Below are 22832 nucleotides of genomic sequence, written 5' to 3'. Positions count from 1 at the left end.
GAGTGAGCCGGCCGGCCCGCGTGCGGGCCACCATTCACGTCCCGCCCGATAAGTCGGTCTCGCACCGGGCGCTCATCTTCAACGCGGTCGCAACCGGGCGGGCAACCATTGAGCGGATTCTCGATTCCGATGACGTCCGGTCGACAGCGCAGTGCCTCGCGGCCCTCGGCGTGCCGATCGAGTGGCCGGAAGGCTCCCAGGTTGCGCACGTGACCGGGCAGGGGCTTCACGGGCTGTTCGAGGCCGAGGACGTCCTCGACTGCGGCAACAGCGGGACGACGATGCGCCTGCTGCTCGGCCTGCTCGCCGGGCATCCGATCCTTTCAGTCCTCACGGGAGACAGCTCGCTCCGGTCTCGGCCCATGGGACGGGTCATTGCGCCGCTCCGGGCGATGGGAGCGAGCCTGGCGGCTCGCCGGGGCGATACTCTCGCACCGGTCGTCGTCAAGGGGGGCAGTCTCCGCGGAATCGCCTACCACTCGCCGGTCGCAAGCGCACAGGTGAAGTCGGCCGTTTTGCTCGCGGGGCTCTACGCCGAGGGGGAGACCGCAATCACCGAGCCCAGCCGCTCGCGTGACCACACCGAACGACTGCTCACCGCGATGGGCGCGCCCCTGGCGATCGACGGGCTGACGGTCCGGGTGCGGCCGGCAGAGCGGCTGAGCGCTGTATCGGTCCGGGTGCCCGGGGACATCTCCAGCGCTGCGCCGTGGCTGGTGCTCGGCGTGTGCCATCCGGATGCAGAGATCGTGCTCGAAGGCGTCAACGTCAACCCGACGCGGACCGGCATCCTCGACATCCTGCGGGCGATGGGGGCCGACCTCGAACTGGTCGAGGAGCGGACCTCCGGGGGCGAGCCGGTCGCCGACATCGTCGTGCGGTCGAGCCAGCTCCGGGCGACGTCGGTCAGCGGTGAGCTCGTCCCGCGGGCAATCGACGAGCTTCCGCTCGTGGCGCTGGCGGCGTGTTTCGCTGAAGGGACAACCGTTGTACGAGATGCCTCTGAGCTCCGGGTCAAGGAGTCTGATCGCGTGAAGGCCGTCGTCGATGCGCTCGGGCGGCTCGGCGCCGAAATCCGGGAACGCGAGGACGGCTTCGAAGTCGATGGCCCGGTCCGGCTCCGTGGAGCGCGCGTCCATGCGCACGGCGACCACCGCATCGGCATGCTGGGCGCAATCGCCGGCTGCCTCGCCGAGGGCGAGACGGAAGTGCTCGACGATGCGGTGGGCGTCTCCTACCGGACGTTCTGGGACGACCTCCGGACGGCCACTTCAAGCGAGGCAGTCTCGGGATGAGCGACAAGCCGCTCGTCGTTGTTTTGCATGGTCCTTCCGGTGCTGGCAAAGACACCGTGATTGCCGAGCTGAAAAAGCGTCTCGGCATCCACCGGGCCACAAGTTCGACCAATCGCGCACCCCGGGACGACGAACGCCACGGCGTCGACTACTACTTCATCAGCGACGCCGAGTTTCGCCAGAAGATTGCGAACGGCGAGTTCGCAGAATGGGCGGAGGTGTACGGCGATCTAAAGGGGCTGGAGCGGTCGGAAATCGAAGGTCCGCTCGCCGAGGGCCGGGACGTCATTATCCGCACCGACGTCCAGGGGGCGCGGACGTGGCGGAAGAAGCTCGAAGGCGCCGTGTTCATCTTCCTGATGGCGGAGGACAGGGAGGCGCTTCGGGCGCAGCTCCTCGGGCGCGGCAGTGAGGATGCGGAGAGCCTGGCCAGGCGCATCGCGGCCCTCGAAGACGAGCTCGACGACATCGAGAACAATGATTACGTCGTCATTAACCGGCACGGGCGGCTCCAGGACACGGTGAACGAGATTGCAGAAATCATCCGGCGGGAGAAGGCGAATCCGAATCGGCCGCCCGCGCGGCTCATCGGGTGACCCCGCCTCGGGAAGGCACGTAAGATCCGCGCAACCCCTGCACCCGGAGACGCACCGATGGACCCTGCGCTCGCCCAGCTGTTCAGCCTTGACGGCAAAGTCGCCCTGGTGACGGGGGCGTCGAGCGGGCTTGGGGTAGCCTTCGCGCGGGGGCTCGCCCGGGCCGGGGCGAATGTCGTCGTCACGGCGCGGCGACAGGAGCTCATCGAGCAAACCGCTGCGATGCTGCGGCGATACGGCGTTGAGGCCGAGGCGTACCCGGCGGACATCACCGACGAGGAGCAGTTCGAGCGGCTGTTCGAACGGACCGTCGAGCGGTTCGGGCGGATCGACATTATGGTCAACAATGCCGGCTACACCGACCGCTCCGGCCTGCGGCACGACCTCGGCAGCTTCAAGCGGATGCGGTCCGTGGTCGAGCTGGACCTGCTTGCGACCATCAACGGCTGCCGCCTCGCTGCCCGGCAGATGCTGGCGCAGGGCACTGGCGGGGTCATCATCAATATCAGCTCCATCCTTGGGCGGGTTGGAAGCGAGTTCCGGGCAGCGTCCTACCACGCGGCCAAGGGCGGCGTCGACGCGCTCACCCGGGTGCTGGCGCTGGAGTATGCACGGGAAGGCATCAGGGTGAACGCCATCGCGCCGTCGTACTTTGACGGCACGGAGCTGATGGGCAAGGTTTTTGAATCGACCCCGGGCACGCGGGACCACGCGATTTCCCGAACGCCGATGGGGCGGCTCGGCCAGCCGGAGGACCTTGAGGGAGCGATTATCTACCTGGCTTCGGATGCCTCGAAGTTCGTGACCGGGCACATCCTGTACGTGGACGGCGGCTGGACTGCAGGCGGCGGCTACCATCAGATCGCCCCGCCGTGGGAGACCGAGCCGGGCCACCAGCGGCTGGGGTAGCACTCGCGCCAGAGCAATGGGCAGCGTTGCTGGTGAGCACGAAGAAGCCCGGGCTTTCCCGGGCTCCTGTGCGGCTGACCTGGCGACCCCGAGCGGATTCGAACCGCCGATCTCCACCTTGACAGGGTGGCATGTTAGACCACTACACCACGGGGCCAGACTCGCTCATGTTACGGTCGCGCCGGCTCCCGGGCAAGCCGAGTTTGCCCCGGGAACGCTGGCTTCGAGGACCTCACGGGCCGCGTCGAAGATGCGCCGGGCGACGGGTGCACCGGGGCAGTGGGACTCAACCGGGCGCCCCTCGAACTCGCCGTAGTAGCGCGTGAACAGGCTATCGCGGCCAGGAGCAAGCCGCGCAGACACTTCGGCGAGGGCCGCCCGCTCGGCGGGGCCCGGCGCCCAGCCGGGGCTGCCGTCATCCGTCCAGCAGCAGGACGCGAGGAGCGCCTCGACCGCATCGATGCCAATGCGGATGGCGGCGAACCCGTCATCATCGATCGCACCGGAGTGCCGGGCGTCTTCGAGCGCGCGGTCAGCGGCGGCACGCCACGCACGAACGCCGCCGACGCCCTCCGGCGCGAGGAGCTGGAGCGCTCCGGGAGACGAAAGCGCGGGGACCCGTTCGACCGCATCCAGCACGGACCCGGGCAGCCCGGGCGGAACTTTCGAGAGGACGATACGTTCGCCACCGACTGCTGCGAGGCGCCGGCCGTGGTCGGGTCCGAGAAGCCCCTCGAGCCAGTCTTCGAACCCAGGGAGGTCGGCGATGCTCATCCCGGTACTTACCCACAGCGCATGGAGTTTCGCTTTGAGGCCCACGACCCAGCCCGGGCCAAAGCCCGTACTTGCCGTCGGTCGTTGACAGTCTTGCGTGGAGACCGGGCGACGGGCGCCGTCGGCATCGTACACGGTCTTCGGCGGCGCTGTGCACCTGTACGAGGCATGGGCGCCGCGTGGATTTGGCGGCTAGCCTCCGGCGAGCATCCGCCGAAGGTCGCCGATGGCGGCGTGCGGGCCGTCGCCCCCGGCGGCGGCAATCCGGGTCGCGAGTTCCCGGACGAGGCGGTTCGCCGGGGTCGGGACGCCATGGAGCGCACCGAGCAGGACGATCTCGCCGTTGAGGTAGTCGACTTCGGTGACGGTGTGCCCTCGGAGCACGCTCTGAAGGGTCGAACTCCCGGCCCGGCCTTCGCCCGTGACCGTTACCGAGCGGTAATGGCGGGTGACACGCTCGGCGTATTCGGCGGGGGAAACCGCGCGGATGCCGGCAGCCTGGTAGCAGGCCTCGCCTTCGGCGCGCAGCAGGGCAAGGAATTCGCCGACCTCGCCCCCTGCACCCCAGGAGCTGGTCCCGAGGATGACGTCGAGCCCATTGCCAAGGTTCAGCAGCAGTTTGCGGTACTTGAGGGCCAGGGCATCGTCGACGGCCTCGCTGCGGAAGCCGGCACCGTCGAGCGCGCCGCAAACAGCGCGAATCAGCGGGTCGGTGCCCCGGGGGTAGCGCCCAGCGTGGAGGCAGCCGCTGAGCGGCGCTCCAGAGGCGACAACGACTCCCGGCTCGAGGTGCACGGCCGGGAGCGCGACGAGCATTGCGTAGACATCGGTAAACCGGCGTGCTGCGAGGCGCTCGTTCTCGACGCCGTTTTGGGCGCATATTACCGGAACCCGGCAGCCGACCCATCGTTCCAGCTCGACGAGTGCGGCCGCGGTGTCCTGGGTCTTCATGCACAGGAGGACAACGTCGCCAGCGCGCCACGCCACCTCTGCGGGGCTTCCCGCAGCAGGGATGCGCAGCCGCCGTTCGCCCTCCGGCGTGCGGAACAGCAGGCCTTCCGAGCGGATGACATCGAGGTGACTGCCGCGGCAAATGAGGACCACCTCGTGCCCGGCTTCGAACAGGCGGGCGCCGATGGTCCCTCCGACGGCGCCGGCACCATAGACGACGAAGCGGGTCACCGCTCGCTTCCCCCGGCGTGGTCGGGGGGCAGATCGGCCGCGGGCCGGGGAACCGGGGCCGGCCGGAGCGCCTCGAAGGCCGCCTGCAGCACGATGAGGCCCAGCCCGGCGAAAAGAACAAAGTCGCCCAGGGAGTAGATGTTGGTCCCGTAGAGCGGCAGGTCGACGATGTATCGGTCGGAGAGCCAGAAGAAGCGGATTTCGTCGCGCCGAAGGACGATGTCTTTCCCGTGGTTGGTCTGGCGCCCGATGTCAGCTTCGGTGACTTCCGGGAAGGCGCCGGAGCGCTCGATGATGGCGTAATCGATTGGCATCGCTCCCCCGTGAGCCATCATCGGAATGAGGTTGAACAGGATGCCGGCGGCAACGAGCCAGGCACCGATGAAGCGGCGGAAATGAAGCGCAAGGCCAGCAAGGGCGATGGTGGTGACGAGGAAGAGCAGCCGCCGGGCGGCTCCGGCGGCGCCGTCGAGCGGCATGTACGAGATGGCGAGCTGCTGGGCGAGGAAGATGGCGGCAGCGACCCCGAGGACAGCCAAATCGCCCGCATGGCGTTTCATGCGGGCGATTGTCGCGAATTTCCTGACCGGCTGCAGGGGCCCCGTTACCCCCGCGGACTACCAGGACTGATAGGGGGCCGCGCCAGCGAGGGCGATGATGGCGAGCGCCGAAACGGAGATGGCGAGGGAAACGAGGCGGCGAGTCACGAGCGGGTTCCTCCAGGACCGTGTTGTCGGGCCCGAAGGTAAGCACCCGGTTATCGCGAAATTCTCGCGAGCTGCACAGCCGGCCCGGGATTACACCGCTACGCCGGCCGCGATGGCAGCGCGCAGCTCGAAGAAGCGCTCGGGCAGGGGCTCGCCCAGCTCCTGCTCGTACAGCTCGGCATACTGGTCGATGAAATGCAGCGCCTGGACCGCCTGCCCGGCGCGGCTCCGGTAGCGGGCAAGCTCGTAGGCGGCCTCTTCGTTGAAGCGATCGTTGCGGAGGATGCGTTCGAGGCAGAGAACGGCCGACTCGAAATCGTTCCGCGCGGCGAAGTACCCGGCGAGCGCAGCAAGGGACGCGTGCGCCGCTTCGTGCAGGCGCGCGCGCACCCCCGCCGCCCATTCGGACTCGAACACCTCCGCGAACGGACCCTCGTAGAGCTCGAGCGCCTCCTGGAAGGCGAGGGCCCGCTCCTTGCTGCCCGGCTGCGCCCGGTGGGCCCGCTCGACGGCAGCCTCGAACTTCTCGACGTCCCACTCGAACTGGCCCTCAGGGTTCAGGAGATATGCACCGTCCTGCTTGATGACGCAATCCTGGTAGAGAGCACGCCGGACCCGGTAGAGGTTGGAGTGGAAGGCAGAGTTGCACTTCTCCCGCGGCAGCTCGGGGTAGAGCATTTCAACCGCCTGCTCCTTGCGGATGCCATCGCGGTGCGCGAGGAGAAGGAAGAACAGCTCCTTCGCACGGATGCTGGCCCACTGCTCGTCGCTTACCTGCCGCCCGCCAACGGTGACCGCCACGCGCCCAAGACTCCGCGCCACCACGCGTGGGAACCGGCCAGTGCCGGGCTCGGGCTCGGGTTCGGCGGCATCGCCGCTGACGAGGAAGCTCTGTCGCTCGAGGATGTCGCGGAACCAGCGACCTGCAGCAGGGCGGGAAGCAGCCCACTGGGCGAACATCGGGTTCTCGCGGACGAGCGGGATGAGGGATTGCGTCATCCACGGCTGGCGGATCGCTTCAGCGCACTTCGCGAGTGAATCCTGGGCTTCGGCGCGCCGGTTCGCGCGGAACTGGGCCATGGCCACCCGATACCAGCCGGCGGCCGCCATCGGCGCGACGTCCATCTGCTCGAACGCCTCGGCGGCTTCACGGGCCAGGGAGACAGCTGAGGCGGCGTTCCCGGCCGCGAGATCGACGGCGGCCTGGCGAAGCCGGCAGTACGCGATTTCGTAGGGGTTGCCAGAGGCGAGCGCCACGAGCATTGCCCGGCGCGCGAAGAAGTCGGCCTGCTGGAGGTCGCCCTGGCCAAGGTACGCAGCAGACAGGCCAGCAATGGCGAGCGCTGCAAGTGTCTCGTCGAGGGCCTCGTTGGCGCAGATGCGAATAGCCTCCTCGAAGTGCTCCTGCGCCTTGCGGAAATGTCCGAGGGCGAGTTCGGCATCCCCGAGGGACCCGGTAGCATACGCGACGTTCCGGCGGTTGCCGCAGGCGATGCCTTCGGCCACGGCCTCTTCGAGGACGGCGACGGCGCTCCGGAAATCACCGGCGTCGAGATGCGCCATCCCGAGGTTGTTCAGGGTCCAGCCGAGATTGGACGAGCGCCCAAGGGCACGCCAGCCCTGGGCCGCACGAGTCAGCATCGTTACCGCTGCGGGCGCGTCGCCGTGCATGGCGAGGGCCTGGCCGAGCGTTGAACGGGCGAGCAGGTCGAGGGGTGAGACCTGGTGACGCTCGGCCTCATCGATAGCCAGGCGGAGGAGCTCTTCGGCGCGCTGGAAGTTCCGGGTAACACTGAGCTCTATCTCGGCGCGCTGGAAAACGACTTCGGCGCGGAGTGCCGCATCGCCGGACCAGTCGATGGCACGGAGATGTTCGGCCTCGGCAAGCAGTTCCTCGTGTCGGCCGAGGAGGCGGAGAGCACGCAGGCGGGCAAGGTGTGCATGGATGCGGGCCGGGCCACACGCCCCCGGTGCGGCAATCAGCTGCGCCGCGAGACGAAGCGCCTCATCGGGGTCGCCGATGTGGGCTTCGACCCGCGCTTTCAGGGCATGCAGGAGAGGAGACCGTTCAAGCGTGGCATGTCCGAGCGAGGCAAACGCTTCCTTCAGGAGGGAGAAGGAGCCGCGAATGATCAGGTGGTGCCCGTAGCGGGTCAGCAGGTCGGCGAGCTGCAGCTCCGTGCCCTGGACCCGGGCCATCTCCACCGCCTCGGCGTACCGCGCCATCCTGGTGAGGGAGGAGAGCACGCCCTCCATGGCCGATTGGAATCCTTCGGGGTCGGTGGCAGCAAAGTCGTCGGCGATGAACTGGCGCAGGAGCGGGTTCAGGCGGAACTCCCGGGCCGAGAGGTGTTCGCAGAGGAAGTCGCGCCGGTTCAGCCACGCGACGAGGTCCCGCCAGGCGCGGAGGCCGAACTCGATTTCGACGAAGGAGCGTTCAATCGAGGGTTGAAGCGCCAGGCGGTGAAGCATCTGGCGGAGGTTGGCCGGGACGCGGGACCAGACTTCGCTGGCGAGGTACCGATGGAAATCAGCGGGGGAAACCCCTGGGACGGCATCACCGGCAAGGGTCGCCATCACGCCAACCGGCCAGCCCCCGGTCTGCTCGAGCACGTGCCGCGGGTCCGCCCTGGCGCCGGTGACATCGATGGCGGCCCGGACCTCATCGGCCGAGAAGGCGAGCACGGTGGCATCGATGACCGTTACCTCGCCGGTCGCGACCCGTTCGTTTATCGACGGGAGGAACGGGAGTTCGCGGCCGACCAGCACGACCTCATGTCCATCGCTCATCGCCTCGATGAGCCAGCCGAGGAGATGGAGGGACTCGTGCGAGTCGGCGAGTTCGTGCACGTTATCGATGACGAGAAGGATCGGGCGCGGCGTCGATGCGGCGACGTCGTGCACAGCGGCTCCGATATATGCCTGCAGGTCGCTCAGCCGGAGGGCGGTCGGCGGAGGGGGAGCAAGCCGGTTGCGGTAGAGCGCGCAGCCGAGCTGGTGGGCGAGCGCCTCGGGCGCGTGGGCGGTGCTGTCGAGCGACACCCATCGCGGTTCGTAGTCGACTTCCTCCAGCGCGAGGGCCACGGCCGTCGACTTGCCGTAGCCCGCCGGGGCAATGACCCCAATGACGCCATTGCCTATCGCTTCCTGGATGCGGCCAACAAGGCGCGGCCTTGGGACGAGACGACGCGGGAGGCGAGGAACGGCAATCCGCCCACCGGGGTTTGCGCGGGGCCGCGTCGAGGTCGTGAGCGTTGCCGTCATGTTCCTGCGCAATGGTACGCCGGCAAACGGCGGGTCGCCAGACGGTTTCCGTTGACGTTGATCGTCAACCGGGTGTTATGGTGAGAGCGCCAGCGCCCCCGCTGTTGGTGATGCCCATGCGATGGTTGTTTCTGCCTGCGCTCGCTGCCGGGACGGCCCTGCTCGCTGCCGCTGCCGCCCTCCACGCACCGGCCAGGGCGGCGGGCCCCTGCGGCACAAGTCACGACGCCCTCGACGCCGAGGAGACGCAGTTCATCCAGCTCGTGCAGGCTTGGCGGGACCAGCGCGTCTCGCCGTCGACGCCGCTCCAGGTTTCGGGCGCCCTGAACGCCGCCGCGGCATGGTTCGCGCAGTGGCAGGTCGACAACGGCGCGCCGGGCGGCCACACCGATGGTTTCGGGCGCTCCTGGCCGCAGCGGGCCCTCGACTGCGGCTATTCGGGCACGACCTCGTCAGGTACGCCTTACGCGTACGGGAGCGGCGAAGGCATCCGCGCGTACGCGGCGAGCCAGCCGCTGGTCATCAGCGCGGCCCAGGCGGCAGCGGACATTACCTATCCGGGGAGCGGAGCCTGGGCGTCAACGCCATCGTCGTCGCTCCCGTTCAAATGCGTTGGGGCAGCCAGGGCATCCAGCGCGGACGGCCGGCGGGTTGCCTGGGTCATCGTGATCGCGCAGTACCCCGCAAACCAGCCGTGCCCGGGAGCAGTGACCCTGCCCCCGGCTTCGCCGAGCGTCACCTCGACGCCGACTCCGACCCGGACGCCGACATCAACGCCCACCGCGACACCATCACCCACGCCCACACCGGGCCCGCGGGGCGACGGCGCGTCAGTCACGATCTGGCAGGGGTGGAACCTGGTGATGCTTCCAGCCGGGCCGGTCGAGCAGGTGCTCGCCAGGGCTTCGGGGTGTTACGCGGCGGTGTACCGGTTCGACGGGGAGCAGTGGCGGAGGTACATCCCGGGGGCGCCGGGGTACGTCAATTCGCTGCGTGTACTTGACGGCGGGCCGGCCTGGGTCGCCGGCACCATGGCCAACTGCGGACTGATCCTGCTCTGACTCGGGGATGAGCTACAGGGAGCCGGGGAGCACCGTAAACCCGGGGGAGTTCGCGATGGCCTGGCCGAGCGTCGCCAGGGCAGCGACACACACGAGGGCGATGAGAGCGAGGATGAGGGCGTACTCGGCCAGTCCCTGCCCTTCTTCGCGGGCGTGCGCAGCGGAGCGGGCAGCGAGCCAGGTAGCGAGTCGTTTCATGCAGGCAACCCCCCGGGTAGTCTCTCCCTGCAAAGAAGTTCGGCCCTTCCCGACGGTTGGAGCCGGGCGGGGCCGGGAGAGATTGCGTAACGCAGCCGTGAACCCGGTTTACCTGGGGTTTACATCAACCGGGGCGGAGTAAGCCCGGAGCGCTGCCGCCACCGCAATCGGGACATCGGTGATAACCGTGGCCACGCCGGCGGCCCACAGCCGCTCGAGCGTCGGCTGCACCGGATCGCGCTCCTGCAGCGTCCATGCAGCGAGTTCGATGCCGTGCCGGGCCAATTCGTCGCCGAGCGCAATGCCCAGGTCGGCGATACGGAGCACCGTCCCGATGTCGACCATCCACTCGATGGCCGCCGGTACGAGACCGCGCAGCTCTTCTAAGCGGGCTTCGAGGTAATCCTGAGGTGTTGTGTATGGGTTGCGGGCGAGAGGCGAATCGTCCCAGAAGCCATGAATTCCGCGCTGGCGCGGATACGGCGCCTGGCGCCGGCCGGGGGTGTAGTTGAGGAAAAGGGTCGGGTCGAAGGCAACCGGGACACGCGAGAACTTGCGCAGGTTCCAGGGTGACTGGGAGCCGACGACCACCTGCGACGCAACGGGGGCGAGGGCCTGCTCGAGCCGCTTGACGCGGTCCGGCGAGATTGGGCGGCTCAGCTTGAGGTCGACCTGCAGCATGGTCGACGAGCCCCGGATTGCATCGACGACCTCTTCGAGGAGCGCAAGACTTTCTCCGGCGGAGCGATAGGTGAGCGCGCGAAGTTCCAGGGTGGTGTGGTCGGCGATACGGCCAGCGCCGGTGGTCTGCGCATCGAGCGACGCGTCGTGGAAACAGACGAGGCCGTCGTCCGCTGCGAAGCGGACATCGACCTCGAGGCGTGGAACGCCGGCGGCAACACACTCCTGGACAGCTTCGAGCGAGTTGGGGGCGTGGTCTCCGGAGAGCGTGGCGGAATGGCAGCAGATGGTGCGCTGCCGGCCCGCGACCCCGGGGAGCAATGCGCGCCGCAACCCTTCGTCGTCGCCGTCCACGGTAGCAGCCTACGCCGGCGGGGGTTAACGAACGAGGATAATGCCGCACCCACCCGGGCGGGATGCTGGACCCGGATAGCGGGGCGAGGTAACGTAAAGGCAGCGGTATCGGCACGTCGCGAGTTGCCGCGACGCGAAAGGCCCGTGATATACTCCCGCGCGTCCTGAGGGGGCCGCTAGCTCAACTGGCAGAGCAGCTGACTCTTAATCAGCCGGTTGGAGGTTCGAGTCCTCCGCGGCTCACCAGCTCCCTGTACGACCGCCGGGCAGCCACGGGGCCGCCCGGGCACTTCGTGGGGAAGTGTCGGAATCGGCAGACGAGCATGACTTAGGATCATGTGCCGCAAGGCGTAGGAGTTCGAGTCTCCTCTTCCCCACCACTCGAGCTCAGCCGGGCGGCGAGTACCGGTCACTGCCGGCAATGCCGGGCGCGAAAGGAGAAGGGATGCCGCTACTCGAGGTCAAAGACCTGCGCACGTATTTCTACACGCAGGAGGGCGTCGTCAAGGCGGTCGACGGCACCTCGTACGTGGTCGAAGAGGGGGAGACCCTCGGGCTCGTCGGGGAATCCGGGTGCGGAAAGAGCGTTTCGGCGCTCTCGATCCTTCGGCTTATTCCGCAGCCGCCCGGCAAAATCGTCTCCGGCGAGATCATCTTCAAAGGGCGCGACCTCCTGAAGCTCGACGAGGACGAAATCCGGAAGGTCCGCGGCAATGAGATCGGGATGGTCTTCCAGGAGCCGATGACCTCGCTCAACCCGGTCCTCACCATCGGGCGCCAGCTGACGGAGACGCTCGAGCTTCACATGAACCTCCACGGCCAGGCGGCTCGCGACCGCGCCGCGGAACTGCTGGAAATGGTCGGCATCCCTGAGGCGAAACGCCGCCTGGACGATTACCCGCACCAGTTCTCGGGTGGGATGCGCCAGCGCGTCATGATCGCCATGGCGATGAGCTGCAACCCCAAGCTGCTCCTCGCCGACGAGCCGACGACGGCGCTTGACGTGACGATCCAGGCGCAGATCCTCGAAGTCATGAACCGGCTGAGCCGGGAGTTCGGGACGGCGGTCATCATCATCACCCACAACCTCGGCGTGGTGGCACGCTACGCCGACCGGGTGAATGTGATGTACGCGGGCCGGGTCATCGAGACCGCCTCCGCGGTGGAGCTGTACCGGAATCCGAAGCACCCGTACACGGTCGGGCTGCTCAACTCCGTGCCGCGCCTCGATGAGCGGCGCAAAGAGAAGCTCATTCCGATCGAAGGCCTTCCGCCGGACCTCGCGCATCTCCCGCCGGGCTGCCCGTTCTACCCGCGCTGCGCGTGGCGGGTGGACCGCTGCCGCGAAGAGTATCCGCCCTTCAACCTCGTAGGCGAGAAGCACTACGCCGCCTGCTGGGAATCTGAACGTGTCCGCCGGGAGGTGCCCGTTGGCGCAGCAAACTAGCTCCACCGCACGGCAGGGTCGCGCCGCCATCGGCGATACCCTCGTCAAGGTCGATGGCCTGAAGGTCTACTTCCCTGTGACTTCGGGCATCATCTTCCAGCGGAAGGTTGCCGACGTCCGCGCTGTGGACGATATCTCGTTTGAAATTCGACGCGGCGAGACGCTCGGGCTCGTGGGTGAGTCGGGCTGCGGCAAGAGCACGACCGGCAAAGCCATTCTCCAGCTGATCCGGCCGACGGAAGGGTCGGTGATTTTCGACGGAACCGACCTGACGAAGGTGAAGGGCGGGGAGCTGCGCCGCTTCCGCCGGCGGATGCAGATGATCTTCCAGGACCCTTACGCGAGCCTGAACCCGCGCATGTCCGTGGGGAGCATCATCAGCGAGCCACTGACCATCCATAAGCTGGCGAGCGGCAAGGAAAAGAAGGAGCGGGTGCAGCAGCTGCTTCAGACGGTTGGCCTGAACCCGTATTTTGCGAACCGGTTCCCGCACGAGTTCTCGGGCGGCCAGCGCCAGCGTATCGGTATCGCCCGCGCGCTTGCCGTGCAGCCGGACTTCATCGTGTGCGACGAGCCTGTCTCGGCGCTCGACGTGTCGATCCAGGCCCAGATCATCAACCTGCTGCAGGACCTGCAGGACCAATTCGGGCTGACCTACCTGTTCATCGCCCACGACCTTTCGGTCGTCCGGCACATCTCGGACCGGGTCGGCGTCATGTATCTCGGTCACATGATGGAGCTGACGGACCGGGACTCGATTTTTGAAAACCCGCTTCACCCGTACACCAAGGCACTCCTCTCCGCGGTCCCGATCCCGGACCCGGACGTCGAGCGGAAGCGCGAGCGGATCATCCTCCTCGGCGACGTTCCGAGCCCGCTGCGGCCACCGCCCGGCTGCGTCTTCCACACGCGCTGTCCGATCGCTATCGACGAGTGCCGCGCCCGGCGCCCGGAGTGGCGGAACGTGGGCACGGCCGATCGCGAGCACTGGGTCTGGTGTCACCGGGTGTAGCGTCGGAAGATTGTGCGGAGCTGACCTCACCGTAAGGGGGCTCCATGGTGGAGCCCCCTTTCTGGTTGCCCGGCGACCGGCAGGACGAGGCAGTATCAGGCGGGCGCAGGCTGGAGCGCCCGGTTCACACGCGGCATGACCTCGCGGGCGAGGACCTCCATCGACTGGCGCCACGGCCCGGGCTGGTCGGCGTAGTCGAACCCGAGGACGAGCAGCGTCCCAAAGCCGCCCACCTGGCGGTCCATTTCCAGCAGCTTTTCGGTAACCGTTTCGACCGAACCGACCAGCCAGCCGTGGTCGACGAAATACTCGGGCGTGAGGTCAGCAGGGGAGACGTTCGGGTCGGACGTCATCCATTGCGCGAAATCGAACGCGCGGAAGAGGGGCAGCAGGTATTCGCGCTCCTGCCGCCCCATGTTCCCTTCGAGGCACCAGCGCCGGGCTTCGGCATCCGTCTCAGCGACGAACACCTCGCGAACGATGCGCCAGCTGGCACGGTTGGGGTCGCGCCCGGCCGCTCGCGCGGCTTCTTCGTACACCTCCCAGTGGGTGGAGATGTAGTGAGGGCTGAGATTGAGGCTCATGGGGATAAAGCCTCGCTCGCCGGCCAGCCTGAGGGTATCTGAGCGGGGGCTCAACCCTGCGATGCCGATCGGCGGGTGGGGTTTCTGGAACGGCTTGAGGTGGTGGTAGAGCAGGCCATCAACCATTGGCGGGGGAACGTGCACGGTCCAGTACTGGCCTTCGTAGCGCATCTCGCCCTCGGCCTCCCAGATGCGGAGGATGATCTCGAGGGCCTCGGCGGTCATCCTGCGGTTTTCACCGGCCGCACCGTCCACGTTGAAGAGGTGCCAGTCGGAGGGCAGGCCGCTCGACCCGATCCCGAACATGAATCGCCCCCGGGCGAGGTGGTCCAGGTAGGCGACGCGCGCGGCGAGCTCCGCCGGGTGGTGGTAGGGGAGCAGGTGCGCGCCCGGCGCCAGCTTGATGCGGCTGGTCTGGAGGAGGGCCTGCGCGATGAGCAGGTCCGGTGCGGGGACAGGCTCCCAGATGGCCGTGAAGTGCTCGCCGATCCAGGCCTCGTCGAAGCCCAGCTCGTCGGCCCACCGGATCATCTGCAGGTCCCATTGGGCGCCGTCGTATGGAGAGCGCTCCGGCGGATGGGTAGGCATCATGAAGAGTCCGAGTTGCATGGTCACCTCCGCCGGCGAGCCTAGCACACGATAGCCGTGTTCAATACTGGTGATGCGAATTTTTGACAGACGTCAAGGTGTTGGCGTGGGGGTCGCCACTGGGGTCACGGTCCCCGCAGGACCGGTCGGGGTGGACGTCGGCGGCGGGGTGCCTGTCGCTGGTGTGCGCGTCGGGCTCGGCGAGGGAGCCGGCGAGGGAGAGGGGACAGGGGACGGCTCCCGGGTGGGCGTGGCTGTCGGCTCGGGTCGCGGCGTCGGGGTCGCCGTCGGCTCCGGCACACTCGTCGGGACCGGGGTGGGGACCGGGGTCGGCCCGGAGGGGCGTTCATCTCCGGTAATCAGGGCGGCTCCGAGAACACCCAGGCCGATTGCGAACAGGACCACGCCGGTCACTGCCAGAACGGTGTACCAGGCCGGGCCGCTGCGCCCGCGGTGCGGCGAGGCGGACCCTCGCGGAACCCTGGCGGTCGGATGCCCCCGCAGCCGCGGTGGCCGGCCCGGCGGCACGGAAGGAGGCGCGCTCCCTGCGGCAGCAGGAGGGTTGACCCCGGCGAGTGCTGCTCCAAAGGTCTCCATACCCGGAAAGCGGGCAGCCGGTTCGATCGCCAACCCGCGGGCCAGGACGGCTTCGAGAGCGGCGGACGCACCGGGCGCGAACCGCCGGAGCGGAGGGGCGGGCGCAGCGAGCCGCTGCCCGGCGACGGCGGCCGGGCTGACCCCCGACCACGGGAGGCGACCCGCGGCAGCCTCGTAAAGGGTGAGCGCGAGGGCGTACTGGTCGGCTGCGGGCGAGGGCCGCTCGCCCTGGATCACCTCCGGGGCGAGGTAGGCGATGGTACCCAGGATGTCGTTCGCCATCGCCGGCGAAAGGGTGCGCCCGAGCGTTTCGGCCACGCCGAAATCGGCGAGCTTGGCGACGCCCTGCTCATTGAGCAGGATGTTCTCCGGCTTGACGTCGCCGTGGACGACGCCCTGTGCGTGGGCGTAGGCGAGCGCAGATGCCACCTGGCGGCCAAGCCGCACAACCTCGCGCTCAGTCAGCCGGCCCTGGGTGGCGATGAGCTGGCGCAGCGTGTAGCCGTGGACGTATTCGGTCACGATGTAGCGGCGCCCGGCGAACTCACCCGCGTCGTACACTGCGACGATGTTCGGGTGCTGGAGCCGGGCGACCACGCGGGCTTCGCGCTCAAAGGCAGCCACGGCCTCGGGGTCGATTGCCTCGGTGAGCGCGGAGTGGAGCGCCTTGACCGCGACCCAGCGGCCGAGACGGAGGTCCTCTGCGAGCCAGACCTCGGCCATGCCGCCGGTTCCGAGCAGCCGCTCGAGGCGGTATCGTCCCTCAATGATGTCCGCTGCTGAGAGCGTCAGGTGATCCTCCGGCACGCGTTCTCCCGGGAACGGGCGGTCGAGCTCGCGCTCCTCACCGGACCGCTGCTGCTGCTCGGGATCGGATGGCGGTCGCTCGCGGCCGCCGGGTTTGAGCTGCCCGGGAGCATGGCTCGCATCGTAACGCAGGCAGCGCTTTGCGTGATCGGGATGCACGCTGCGTCGCGCCTGGTTGCGCCGCGGGCCCGGCCCGAGCCGTTGCCCCTCGTCGCGCTGGTCGCTCTGCTGGGCATCGTGATGGTAAGCCGGCTGGCGCCGGCTTCGGCATCGCAGCAGGCGAACTGGCTCACTGTCGGGTTTGCCGCCTTCACGATGGGGCTGGCAGCCGGCCGCATGCCCAACCGTCTCCGCTCGCTGACGTACACGAGCGGCCTGCTGGCAGTGCTGGTGCTTGTTGCGACCGGCCTCTTCGGGGAGACCATCAACGGTGCCCGCCTGTGGGTGCGGGTTGCGGGGCAGTCGGTGCAGACCACCGAGTTCATCAAGGCGTTCCTCGTCCTGTTCCTTGCCGGCTACCTCGCGGACGCCGGCGGTGCGCTCAGCCGGCCGCTGCCCAGGGTTCGCAGTGCGGCCGTGCCGGGTGCGGTTTACGTGCTGCCGCTGGCGCTCGTCCTGGCGGGGGCCATCCTGGCGCTGGCGCTGCTCCGCGACCTCGGGTCGATTGCGCTGCTGCTCTTGCTGGCCGTGGCGCTGGTGTACCTTGCTACCGGGAGGGTGGCGTTCGCCGCCGCCGGCGCCGGGCTGGTCGTCGCAACCGGGGTGATCGGATATGCGGCGTTCGGGCACGTCCAGGCGCGCATCGACGCCTGGCTTGACCCCATGGCTGACCCCGCGGGGTCCGGCTACCAGTCGCTCCAGGCGACGTATGCCATCAACGCCGGGGGGATCCTGGGCATCGGCCTCGGCCGGGGGATGCCGGACGTGGTCCCGGCATCATCGACTGATTATGTCTATGTTGCAGTTGCCGAGGAGCTGGGGATGGCCGGCGCGGCCGGCGTCGCCCTGGTCTACCTGGCGCTGCTGCACGCCGGGCTGCGGGTGGCTGCCGAGGCACGCGATAGCTATTGCCGGCTGCTCGCGGCGGCGGTTGCGCTGCTCGTCGGAATCCAGGCGGCCGTCATCATTGGCGGCAACCTGCGGCTGATCCCAACGACAGGCATCACGCTGCCGTTCGTCAGCTACGGCGGGTCGAGCCTCGTGGTTAACCTCGGCCTGGTCGGGCTGCTTCTGGGACTTTCGCACACCGCCAGGGCAGAATCGGTTTCGCCTGCCCCTTAAAGGCGCACAAGGCGGACGTTGTAGATGCCGTCGATCGCCTCGACCTGGGCCAGCTGGTCCGGCGTGGGCTCTTCATCGACAGCGATGAGCATGAGTGCCCTCCCCCGGCGCGCCCGGCGGCCGACCTGCATGGACTGGATGTTGATGTCGAACTGCCCGAGGAGCGTACCGACGCGGCCAATCATCCCGGGCCGGTCCTCGTTGTCGCAGACGATGATGCACATCCCGCGCTCGGGGGCAATGTCGACATCAAGCCCGTTGATGAGAACGATGCGCGGCTGGCCGCGCTCGACCGTGCCGGAGACGGCGACCTCGGCCTGGGTGGTGCGAACCCTGACGCTGACGAGGTTGTGGAAGACCTCGTGGGACGCGCGCGTCGTCTCACGGATATCCCAGCCGCGCCCGGCCGCAACGAGGTGGGCGTTGACGATGTTGACGTTCTCTTCGCTGATGGGCCGGAGCAGGCCGCGGATGACGGCCGCGCGGAGGGGCGTGGTGTCATGCTCCGTGATCTCGCCGTAGTACTCGATTTCGATCGCCTCCAGCTTGCCGGTCACGAGCTGGGTAGCGACCATGCCCAGCTGCTCGGCGACGCCCATGTACGGGCCGACCACCTGCAGCGTCTCGGGGGCGAGGAGCGGGGCGTTGACGGCGTACCGGGCAGGGCGCCCTTCGAGCACGTCGATAATCTGCTCGGCCACATCGATGGCAACGCGCTCCTGCGCTTCGGCGGTCGAGGCGCCGAGGTGCGGAGTTGTGATAATGCGCGGGTCCCCGAGCAGGGGGTTATCGGGTGGCGGCGGCTCGGCAGTGAACACATCGACCGCGGCGCCGGCAACCTTACCGTTGCGGACCGCCTCGGCGAGCGCCGCCTCATCGATGATGCCGCCACGGGCCACGTTGATGATGCGTACGCCGTCCTTCATCCGGGCGATCTCGGCAGCGCCGATCATCCCCTGGGTGGCGGCGGTGAGCGGCGGGTGAACCGAGATGAAGTCGGAAAGCATGAGGAGCTGCTCGAAATCGACTGATTCAACGCCAAGCGCGCGCGCCCGCTCGACCGGCACGAAGGGATCGACGGCGAGGACGCGCATCTCCATGGCAACGGCCCGCCGCGCAACTTCGGAGCCGATTTTCCCGAGGCCGACAATGCCGAGGGTCTTGCCGCGCACTTCGGTGCCGATGTAGCTCTTCCGGTCCCACTTGCCGGCGCGCATCGATGCATCTGCCTGGGGGATGTGGCGGGCGAGCGCCAGGAGGAGGGCGATGGTGTGCTCAGCCGCCGCGATGGTGTTGCCCTGGGGGGCGTTGACGACGATGACGCCCCGCTCGGTGGCGGCGTCGAGGTCGATGTTGTCAACGCCGACACCTGCGCGGCCGACGACCTGGAGCTTCGATGCGGCCTCAATGACCGGCCGGGTGACCTTCGTCTCGCTGCGCACAACGAGGGCCTCGTAGTCAGGGATGGCAGCGATGAGTGCGTCCTGCTGGAGGCCGGTGCGCACGTCAACGTCGGCCACCCGGCGCAGCAGTTCGATACCCTCCGGTGCGACAGGGTCAGCGACGAGGACGCGGGGACGGCGAGGGGCGGTCATTGGGTGCAGCTTCTCCTTTAGGGTGGCAAGGGCGAGTTCGATGGCGGGCGGAATGCGGGTCTTGCCGGCTTCCCAGCGGCTGATAGTGCCCTGGTCGACGCCGAGGGCCTCGGCGAGAGCGCTTTGCGAGAGGCCAAGCGCGTTACGCTCGGCGATGAACTGTTCGGGGGTCATGGCGCTATGCAGTATGCATGACGAAGGCCCGGTCATGCAAACTGCATGACCGGGCCCGGAGGCAGGGCCGCGCGGGTGCAGCTAGACCCGGGCGCGAGCCTCAGCGAGAAGCTTTTCGACGACGTCGAGCGCCTCAGCGACATCGGCCTGATGCACCCAGCCGAGATGCCCGACGCGGAAGATCTTGCCCTCGAGTTTGCCCTGGCCGCCGCCGAGAACGACCCCGAACTCCTCGCGGGCGCGGCGGCTGATCGCCTTGCCGTCCACACCCTCCGGCCACCAGACGGCGGTCACGGTGTTCGATGCGTACCGCTCATCGACTGGGACGAGCTTCAGGCCCATGGCTTTCACGCGTTCGCGGGTATAGTTCGCGACCGCCTCGTGGCGGGTGAAGATCCCCTCGAGCCCCTCGGCGCGCATCAGCTCGAACGCCTTGTCGAGTGCGTAGTAGACCGACATGGCCGGGGTCCACGGATTCTGGAGTTTCGCAAGCGAGTCACGCGTTTTTGCTGCATCGAAGTAGAAGCGTGGCATCTTCGCCTCGGCGTTGGCGGCCCAGGCGCGCTCGCTCATGTACACGAAGGCAAGGCCCGGCGGCACCATCCAGCCCTTTTGCGACCCGGAGACGACGACATCGAGCCCCCAGCGCTCCACCGGGCACGGGATTGAGCTCATGCTGCTGACGGCATCGACGAGGATGAGCCGGTCCCGGGCGCGGACTTCGCGGGCGATGGCTTCGAGCGGGTTCGTCACGCCGGTCGAGGTTTCGTTGTGAGTGACCAGGACGGCCTTGATCGACGGATCGTCGTCGAGCATCCGCGCGATGACGGCGGGGTCGGCCGCTTCGCCCCATTCGGTGGCGTAGCTGACCACATCGGCGCCGTACGCCTTGGCAATCGACTTGAAACGGTCGCCGAAGGAGCCGATGGAGACCGAGAGCACGCGGTCGCCCGGGCTGAGGGTGTTGACGATGGCGGCTTCGAGGCCGCCGGTTCCGGAGGTCGTGAACGAAAGGACATCGGTCGAACTGCCGAAGACCCAGTTCAGGCCATCGGTGACACGGCGAAGGATCTGCGCGAACTCGGGGCCGCGGTGGTTCATCATCTGCCGCGCACCCGCCGCGAGAACCTCCTCTGGGCAGGGCGTTGGGCCGGGGATCCGCAGGTTCACAGTCAACTCCGGAGAAGTGGTGCGTTCATCGTCAGCGGTCATCGGCGATGGGTCAATCGAAGATGGACGGGCATTCCATCGGCATATTCGAACTCGCTGTCTGCATCGCGCTGTGCAGTCGCTTGTACGACCCTCGCGAATGTCTGAGTTGACCGGCAGACGAACTCAGGCATATAGTCCGCCGAAAGTTACGGATTTCACAACCCCCGCTATGACGCTCGAAATTCCCGAAGTCGTCATCAACCGCCTGCCGGTGTATGCGCGCGCACTGGCCGACCTCGCAGCGCGCGGGGAAACGGTCGTGAGTTCGCAGGCGCTGGGCGAGATGCTCGACGTGACGCCGGCGCAGATCAGGAAGGACCTGAGCTACTTCGGCCGGTTCGGGAAACAGGGTCGCGGGTACAACGTGCAGGGGCTGCTCGCCAAGCTGCGGGAGATTCTCGGCATTGACCGGCAGTGGCGGGTCTGCCTTGTTGGCGTGGGCCGGCTTGGCCAGGCGATTGCCGAGTACGGCGGGTTCGGACCGCAGGGATTCCAAATCGTGGCAGCCTTCGATGCGAACCCGGACGTCGTGGGCAAGCAGGTCGGCGGGGTCACTGTCCGGCACATCGACGACCTGGACGCCTACCTTCGTGCGAACCGGGTCGATATCGGCATTGTGGCGGTGCCGGCGTCGGAGGCGCAGTCGGTAGTCGATCGGCTCGTCAATGCCGGCATCAAGGCAATCCTGAACTACGCACCGATTACGGCGCACGTGCCGCGCGATGTCACCATCCGGCATATCGACCCGGTGCTGGCGATGCAGAGCATGACCTTCTACATCAAGCGGAGCGAGAGCAGCGGGGCGAAGTAGGCGGCACCCACGTGCCGGTTGACGGCGAGCGGCGGGCGATTCCCATCTGTATTGACACCGTTCCGGGACAGGCGCAACAGTAGCGGGAGCGCCGCCCCGGCGCGGAGTGGAGCTATGGAGCGGAAGCTCACCGCCCGCGAAGAGCAGATCGTGCGGCTGATCGCCGCAGGGAAGACGCGGAAAGAGACCGCCAGGGAGCTCGGGATTTCGCCGCACACGGTTCGCACACACCTCCAGCGGACCTACTCCCGGCTGGGCGTGCGGTCCAACGTCGAACTCGCGAACTGGCTGGCGAAGCAGGACGACGGGGTGCTGCCCGGACAGGAATACGACAACGATCGGACTTCCCGCCAGCACGGGCCGCGCCTACCGTGGCGGGCGATGGATATCGCGAGAGTGCTCCGCGAGCGCCGGACCATGTTCCTCCTCGGGACCGCGGCAGCCGCCGCCATCGCCCTCCTCGTGGCCGTGAGCGGGGGCGGAGAAGAGCCGGCCGGCGGCGTGCTGCCCGAGCTGGATGTCCGGCAGTCGGCGGTCGCGGAGGATGCAGGGGTCACAATCGCGGCGCGGCGGTCGCATTTCAGCGGTACCGCAACCGTCCTCGAGCTGGAGGCCCGGCTGGAGGGCACCGAGACCGCGGCGCGCCTGGCGATCGAACCGACCGGCATCAGCTGGAGCGGCGGGCCGCTCCCGGACGGGTACGGCTGGTGGAGCGCCCCGGCCGGCTCGCCGGGCATCCTCCGGCTCACGCCGGCGGTGCCCGGCCAGGAGGCCTCGCTCGAGATCCGCCGCATTACGGTGTTCTCGGCGGAAGCCAGTACGCCGGAGGTGCGCAACGGCACCTGGAAGCTGGCGCTGGACCTCCCGGCCGACCTCCCGAAGCGGGTGCGCACTGAATACCTGCGGGGAGCTTCCGTCACCGACGGGGGTGTTACCGTCACGCTCGAAGGGGCAGTGCGCTCTACCTCTGGAACGCTCATTACCGTCCGCATTCAGGCAGCGGGCCCGGTGAGCCATGTCGGCGAGCCGACCATGGTCGTCGACGGGAAGGTCCTGTACGGAGCTCTCGCGGCTACTCGCGAAGAGGGAACCCTGCTGACGTACACGTTCCCACCAACGCCGTTTGGGGGCGGCGTGGAAGTGCGGTTCGGGCCGTTCGAGGCGCATGGAACGGCCGAGCTGGCGAGCGGCTCAGTAACCATCGACCTCGGGGCGGTGCTGCGGCGGGCAAACGTGACGGCGCCCCTCTCGCCGCGCGAAACCATCCCGATCCCGCCGACCGACGTGCTGCGGCGGGACGGACGCGACCTGACGCCGCGCTGGGTGGGCTTCTCCTGGGGGATGACTGAGAACAGTGGGCCCGGCGGTCCGACACGGACCCATTACAGGTACCTGGTACTGGCGTTCGAGGGCATCCTCGAGGACCCGGTCGGCCCGAGGGCGGAATGGACCGCGGTAACGGCAGCGGGCAAACCCATGCAGGCCGGAGGGTGGGGAACGGGCTACTCGAAGGATGCAACCGGCACTATCTGCTGCCCCCGCACCGAGATTACCCTCACTTATGACGATTTCAACGACCTGCTGGGTCCGGTGACGATTACCTATCGCGGGGCCGCCGCGCCGATCATCCGGGGAGACTGGCGCCTCAAACTGGAGCCCTGACCATCGAGGCTCGAGGCGCAACCGGGAGCGCGCCCCTGCGC

At 68.1% G+C, this 22832-nt stretch carries 19 protein-coding genes and 3 tRNA genes; 11 read left to right on the top strand and 11 right to left on the bottom strand.

Going from position 1 to position 22832, the window contains the following annotated elements:
- The first annotated feature begins 2 nt into the window (after window positions 1-2).
- Genes aroA through A9A59_RS08205 form a run of 3 tightly spaced genes read left to right on the top strand, consistent with a single transcriptional unit; the run spans window position 3 to window position 2800 of the window.
- Entirely contained in the window at window positions 3-1295 is a 1293-nt protein-coding gene (gene aroA / locus A9A59_RS08215; protein ID WP_278286844.1) for a 3-phosphoshikimate 1-carboxyvinyltransferase, read from the top strand.
- On the top strand, window positions 1292-1891 hold the full coding sequence (gene gmk, locus A9A59_RS08210; protein ID WP_098503813.1) for a guanylate kinase: 600 nt from the start codon (window positions 1292-1294) through the stop codon (window positions 1889-1891). The genes aroA and gmk overlap by 4 nt, the downstream gene beginning before the upstream one ends.
- A gap of 57 nt (window positions 1892-1948) precedes the next feature.
- Entirely contained in the window at window positions 1949-2800 is an 852-nt protein-coding gene (locus tag A9A59_RS08205) for an SDR family NAD(P)-dependent oxidoreductase (protein WP_098503812.1), read from the top strand.
- 80 nt (window positions 2801-2880) lie between these two features.
- On the opposite strand, the gene A9A59_RS08200 is transcribed toward A9A59_RS08205, so the two are convergent.
- The 5 genes from A9A59_RS08200 to A9A59_RS08180 form a co-directional block, all read right to left on the bottom strand.
- Window positions 2881-2957: transfer RNA gene (locus A9A59_RS08200), tRNA-Asp, on the bottom strand.
- Window positions 2958-2965: 8 nt separating this feature from the next.
- Entirely contained in the window at window positions 2966-3574 is a 609-nt protein-coding gene (locus tag A9A59_RS08195; RefSeq protein ID WP_098503811.1) for a hypothetical protein, read from the bottom strand.
- Window positions 3575-3766: 192 nt separating this feature from the next.
- On the bottom strand, window positions 3767-4756 hold the full coding sequence (locus A9A59_RS08190; protein ID WP_098503810.1) for a ketopantoate reductase family protein: 990 nt from the start codon (window positions 4754-4756) through the stop codon (window positions 3767-3769).
- Window positions 4753-5316 carry a DUF5317 family protein gene (locus A9A59_RS08185; protein WP_098503809.1) on the bottom strand — a complete coding sequence of 188 codons (564 nt, stop codon included), beginning with the start codon at window positions 5314-5316 and terminating at the stop codon, window positions 4753-4755. Before A9A59_RS08185 ends, A9A59_RS08190 begins: the two co-directional genes overlap by 4 nt.
- A 237-nt stretch (window positions 5317-5553) precedes the next feature.
- Window positions 5554-8727, bottom strand: a complete 3174-nt coding sequence (locus A9A59_RS08180; RefSeq protein WP_098503808.1) for an AfsR/SARP family transcriptional regulator — start codon at window positions 8725-8727, stop codon at window positions 5554-5556.
- A gap of 116 nt (window positions 8728-8843) precedes the next feature.
- Between A9A59_RS08180 and A9A59_RS14265 the strand changes: the two genes are divergently transcribed.
- On the top strand, window positions 8844-9788 hold the full coding sequence (locus tag A9A59_RS14265) for a hypothetical protein (RefSeq protein WP_133117563.1): 945 nt from the start codon (window positions 8844-8846) through the stop codon (window positions 9786-9788).
- Between the two features lie 12 nt (window positions 9789-9800).
- On the opposite strand, the gene A9A59_RS08170 is transcribed toward A9A59_RS14265, so the two are convergent.
- Together A9A59_RS08170 and A9A59_RS08165 are read right to left on the bottom strand one after the other, a co-directional pair.
- Window positions 9801-9986, bottom strand: coding sequence for a Flp family type IVb pilin (locus A9A59_RS08170; protein ID WP_098503806.1), 186 nt, complete (start codon window positions 9984-9986; stop codon window positions 9801-9803).
- A gap of 108 nt (window positions 9987-10094) precedes the next feature.
- Window positions 10095-11021, bottom strand: a complete 927-nt coding sequence (locus A9A59_RS08165) for a glycerophosphodiester phosphodiesterase (RefSeq protein WP_098503805.1) — start codon at window positions 11019-11021, stop codon at window positions 10095-10097.
- Window positions 11022-11191: 170 nt separating this feature from the next.
- Here A9A59_RS08165 and A9A59_RS08160 point away from each other — a divergent pair.
- From A9A59_RS08160 to A9A59_RS08145, 4 genes are all read left to right on the top strand, one after another.
- A tRNA-Lys gene (locus A9A59_RS08160) sits at window positions 11192-11267 on the top strand.
- A gap of 49 nt (window positions 11268-11316) precedes the next feature.
- Window positions 11317-11401 (top strand) — tRNA-Leu (locus A9A59_RS08155).
- A 65-nt stretch (window positions 11402-11466) separates the two neighbouring features.
- Entirely contained in the window at window positions 11467-12468 is a 1002-nt protein-coding gene (locus tag A9A59_RS08150) for an ABC transporter ATP-binding protein (protein ID WP_098504842.1), read from the top strand.
- Window positions 12452-13480 (top strand): ABC transporter ATP-binding protein, encoded by a 1029-nt coding sequence (locus A9A59_RS08145; protein WP_098503804.1) that lies wholly within the window; start codon window positions 12452-12454, stop codon window positions 13478-13480. Before A9A59_RS08150 ends, A9A59_RS08145 begins: the two co-directional genes overlap by 17 nt.
- Before the next feature lie 95 nt (window positions 13481-13575).
- On the opposite strand, the gene A9A59_RS08140 is transcribed toward A9A59_RS08145, so the two are convergent.
- Window positions 13576-14673, bottom strand: coding sequence for an LLM class flavin-dependent oxidoreductase (locus A9A59_RS08140; RefSeq protein ID WP_098504841.1), 1098 nt, complete (start codon window positions 14671-14673; stop codon window positions 13576-13578).
- A gap of 72 nt (window positions 14674-14745) precedes the next feature.
- The gene (locus A9A59_RS08135; RefSeq protein ID WP_133117562.1) at window positions 14746-16056 is read right to left on the bottom strand and encodes a serine/threonine-protein kinase; all 1311 of its coding nucleotides are present in this window, start codon (window positions 16054-16056) and stop codon (window positions 14746-14748) included.
- On the opposite strand from A9A59_RS08135, the gene A9A59_RS08130 reads away from it, so the two are divergent.
- Window positions 16042-17337 carry an FtsW/RodA/SpoVE family cell cycle protein gene (locus A9A59_RS08130; protein ID WP_098503802.1) on the top strand — a complete coding sequence of 432 codons (1296 nt, stop codon included), beginning with the start codon at window positions 16042-16044 and terminating at the stop codon, window positions 17335-17337. The two genes, A9A59_RS08135 and A9A59_RS08130, sit on opposite strands and share 15 nt — an antisense overlap.
- On the opposite strand, the gene serA is transcribed toward A9A59_RS08130, so the two are convergent.
- Together serA and A9A59_RS08120 are read right to left on the bottom strand one after the other, a co-directional pair.
- Window positions 17334-19106 carry a phosphoglycerate dehydrogenase gene (gene serA, locus A9A59_RS08125; protein WP_165772589.1) on the bottom strand — a complete coding sequence of 591 codons (1773 nt, stop codon included), beginning with the start codon at window positions 19104-19106 and terminating at the stop codon, window positions 17334-17336. The two genes, A9A59_RS08130 and serA, sit on opposite strands and share 4 nt — an antisense overlap.
- Before the next feature lie 81 nt (window positions 19107-19187).
- Window positions 19188-20318: a pyridoxal-phosphate-dependent aminotransferase family protein gene (locus tag A9A59_RS08120; protein ID WP_098503800.1), complete on the bottom strand. Its 1131-nt coding sequence runs from the start codon at window positions 20316-20318 to the stop codon at window positions 19188-19190.
- A gap of 169 nt (window positions 20319-20487) precedes the next feature.
- On the opposite strand from A9A59_RS08120, the gene A9A59_RS08115 reads away from it, so the two are divergent.
- Together A9A59_RS08115 and A9A59_RS08110 are read left to right on the top strand one after the other, a co-directional pair.
- Window positions 20488-21129: a redox-sensing transcriptional repressor Rex gene (locus A9A59_RS08115; protein ID WP_098503799.1), complete on the top strand. Its 642-nt coding sequence runs from the start codon at window positions 20488-20490 to the stop codon at window positions 21127-21129.
- A gap of 114 nt (window positions 21130-21243) precedes the next feature.
- On the top strand, window positions 21244-22791 hold the full coding sequence (locus tag A9A59_RS08110; RefSeq protein ID WP_098503798.1) for a response regulator transcription factor: 1548 nt from the start codon (window positions 21244-21246) through the stop codon (window positions 22789-22791).
- Window positions 22792-22832 lie beyond the last annotated feature (41 nt).

The organism is Tepidiforma thermophila, from assembly GCF_002563855.1.
In the GTDB taxonomy this organism is placed as follows: domain Bacteria; phylum Chloroflexota; class Dehalococcoidia; order Tepidiformales; family Tepidiformaceae; genus Tepidiforma; species Tepidiforma thermophila.
Note: the sequence above shows the minus strand (reverse complement) of the source record. Positions and strands in the feature narration are given on the sequence as shown.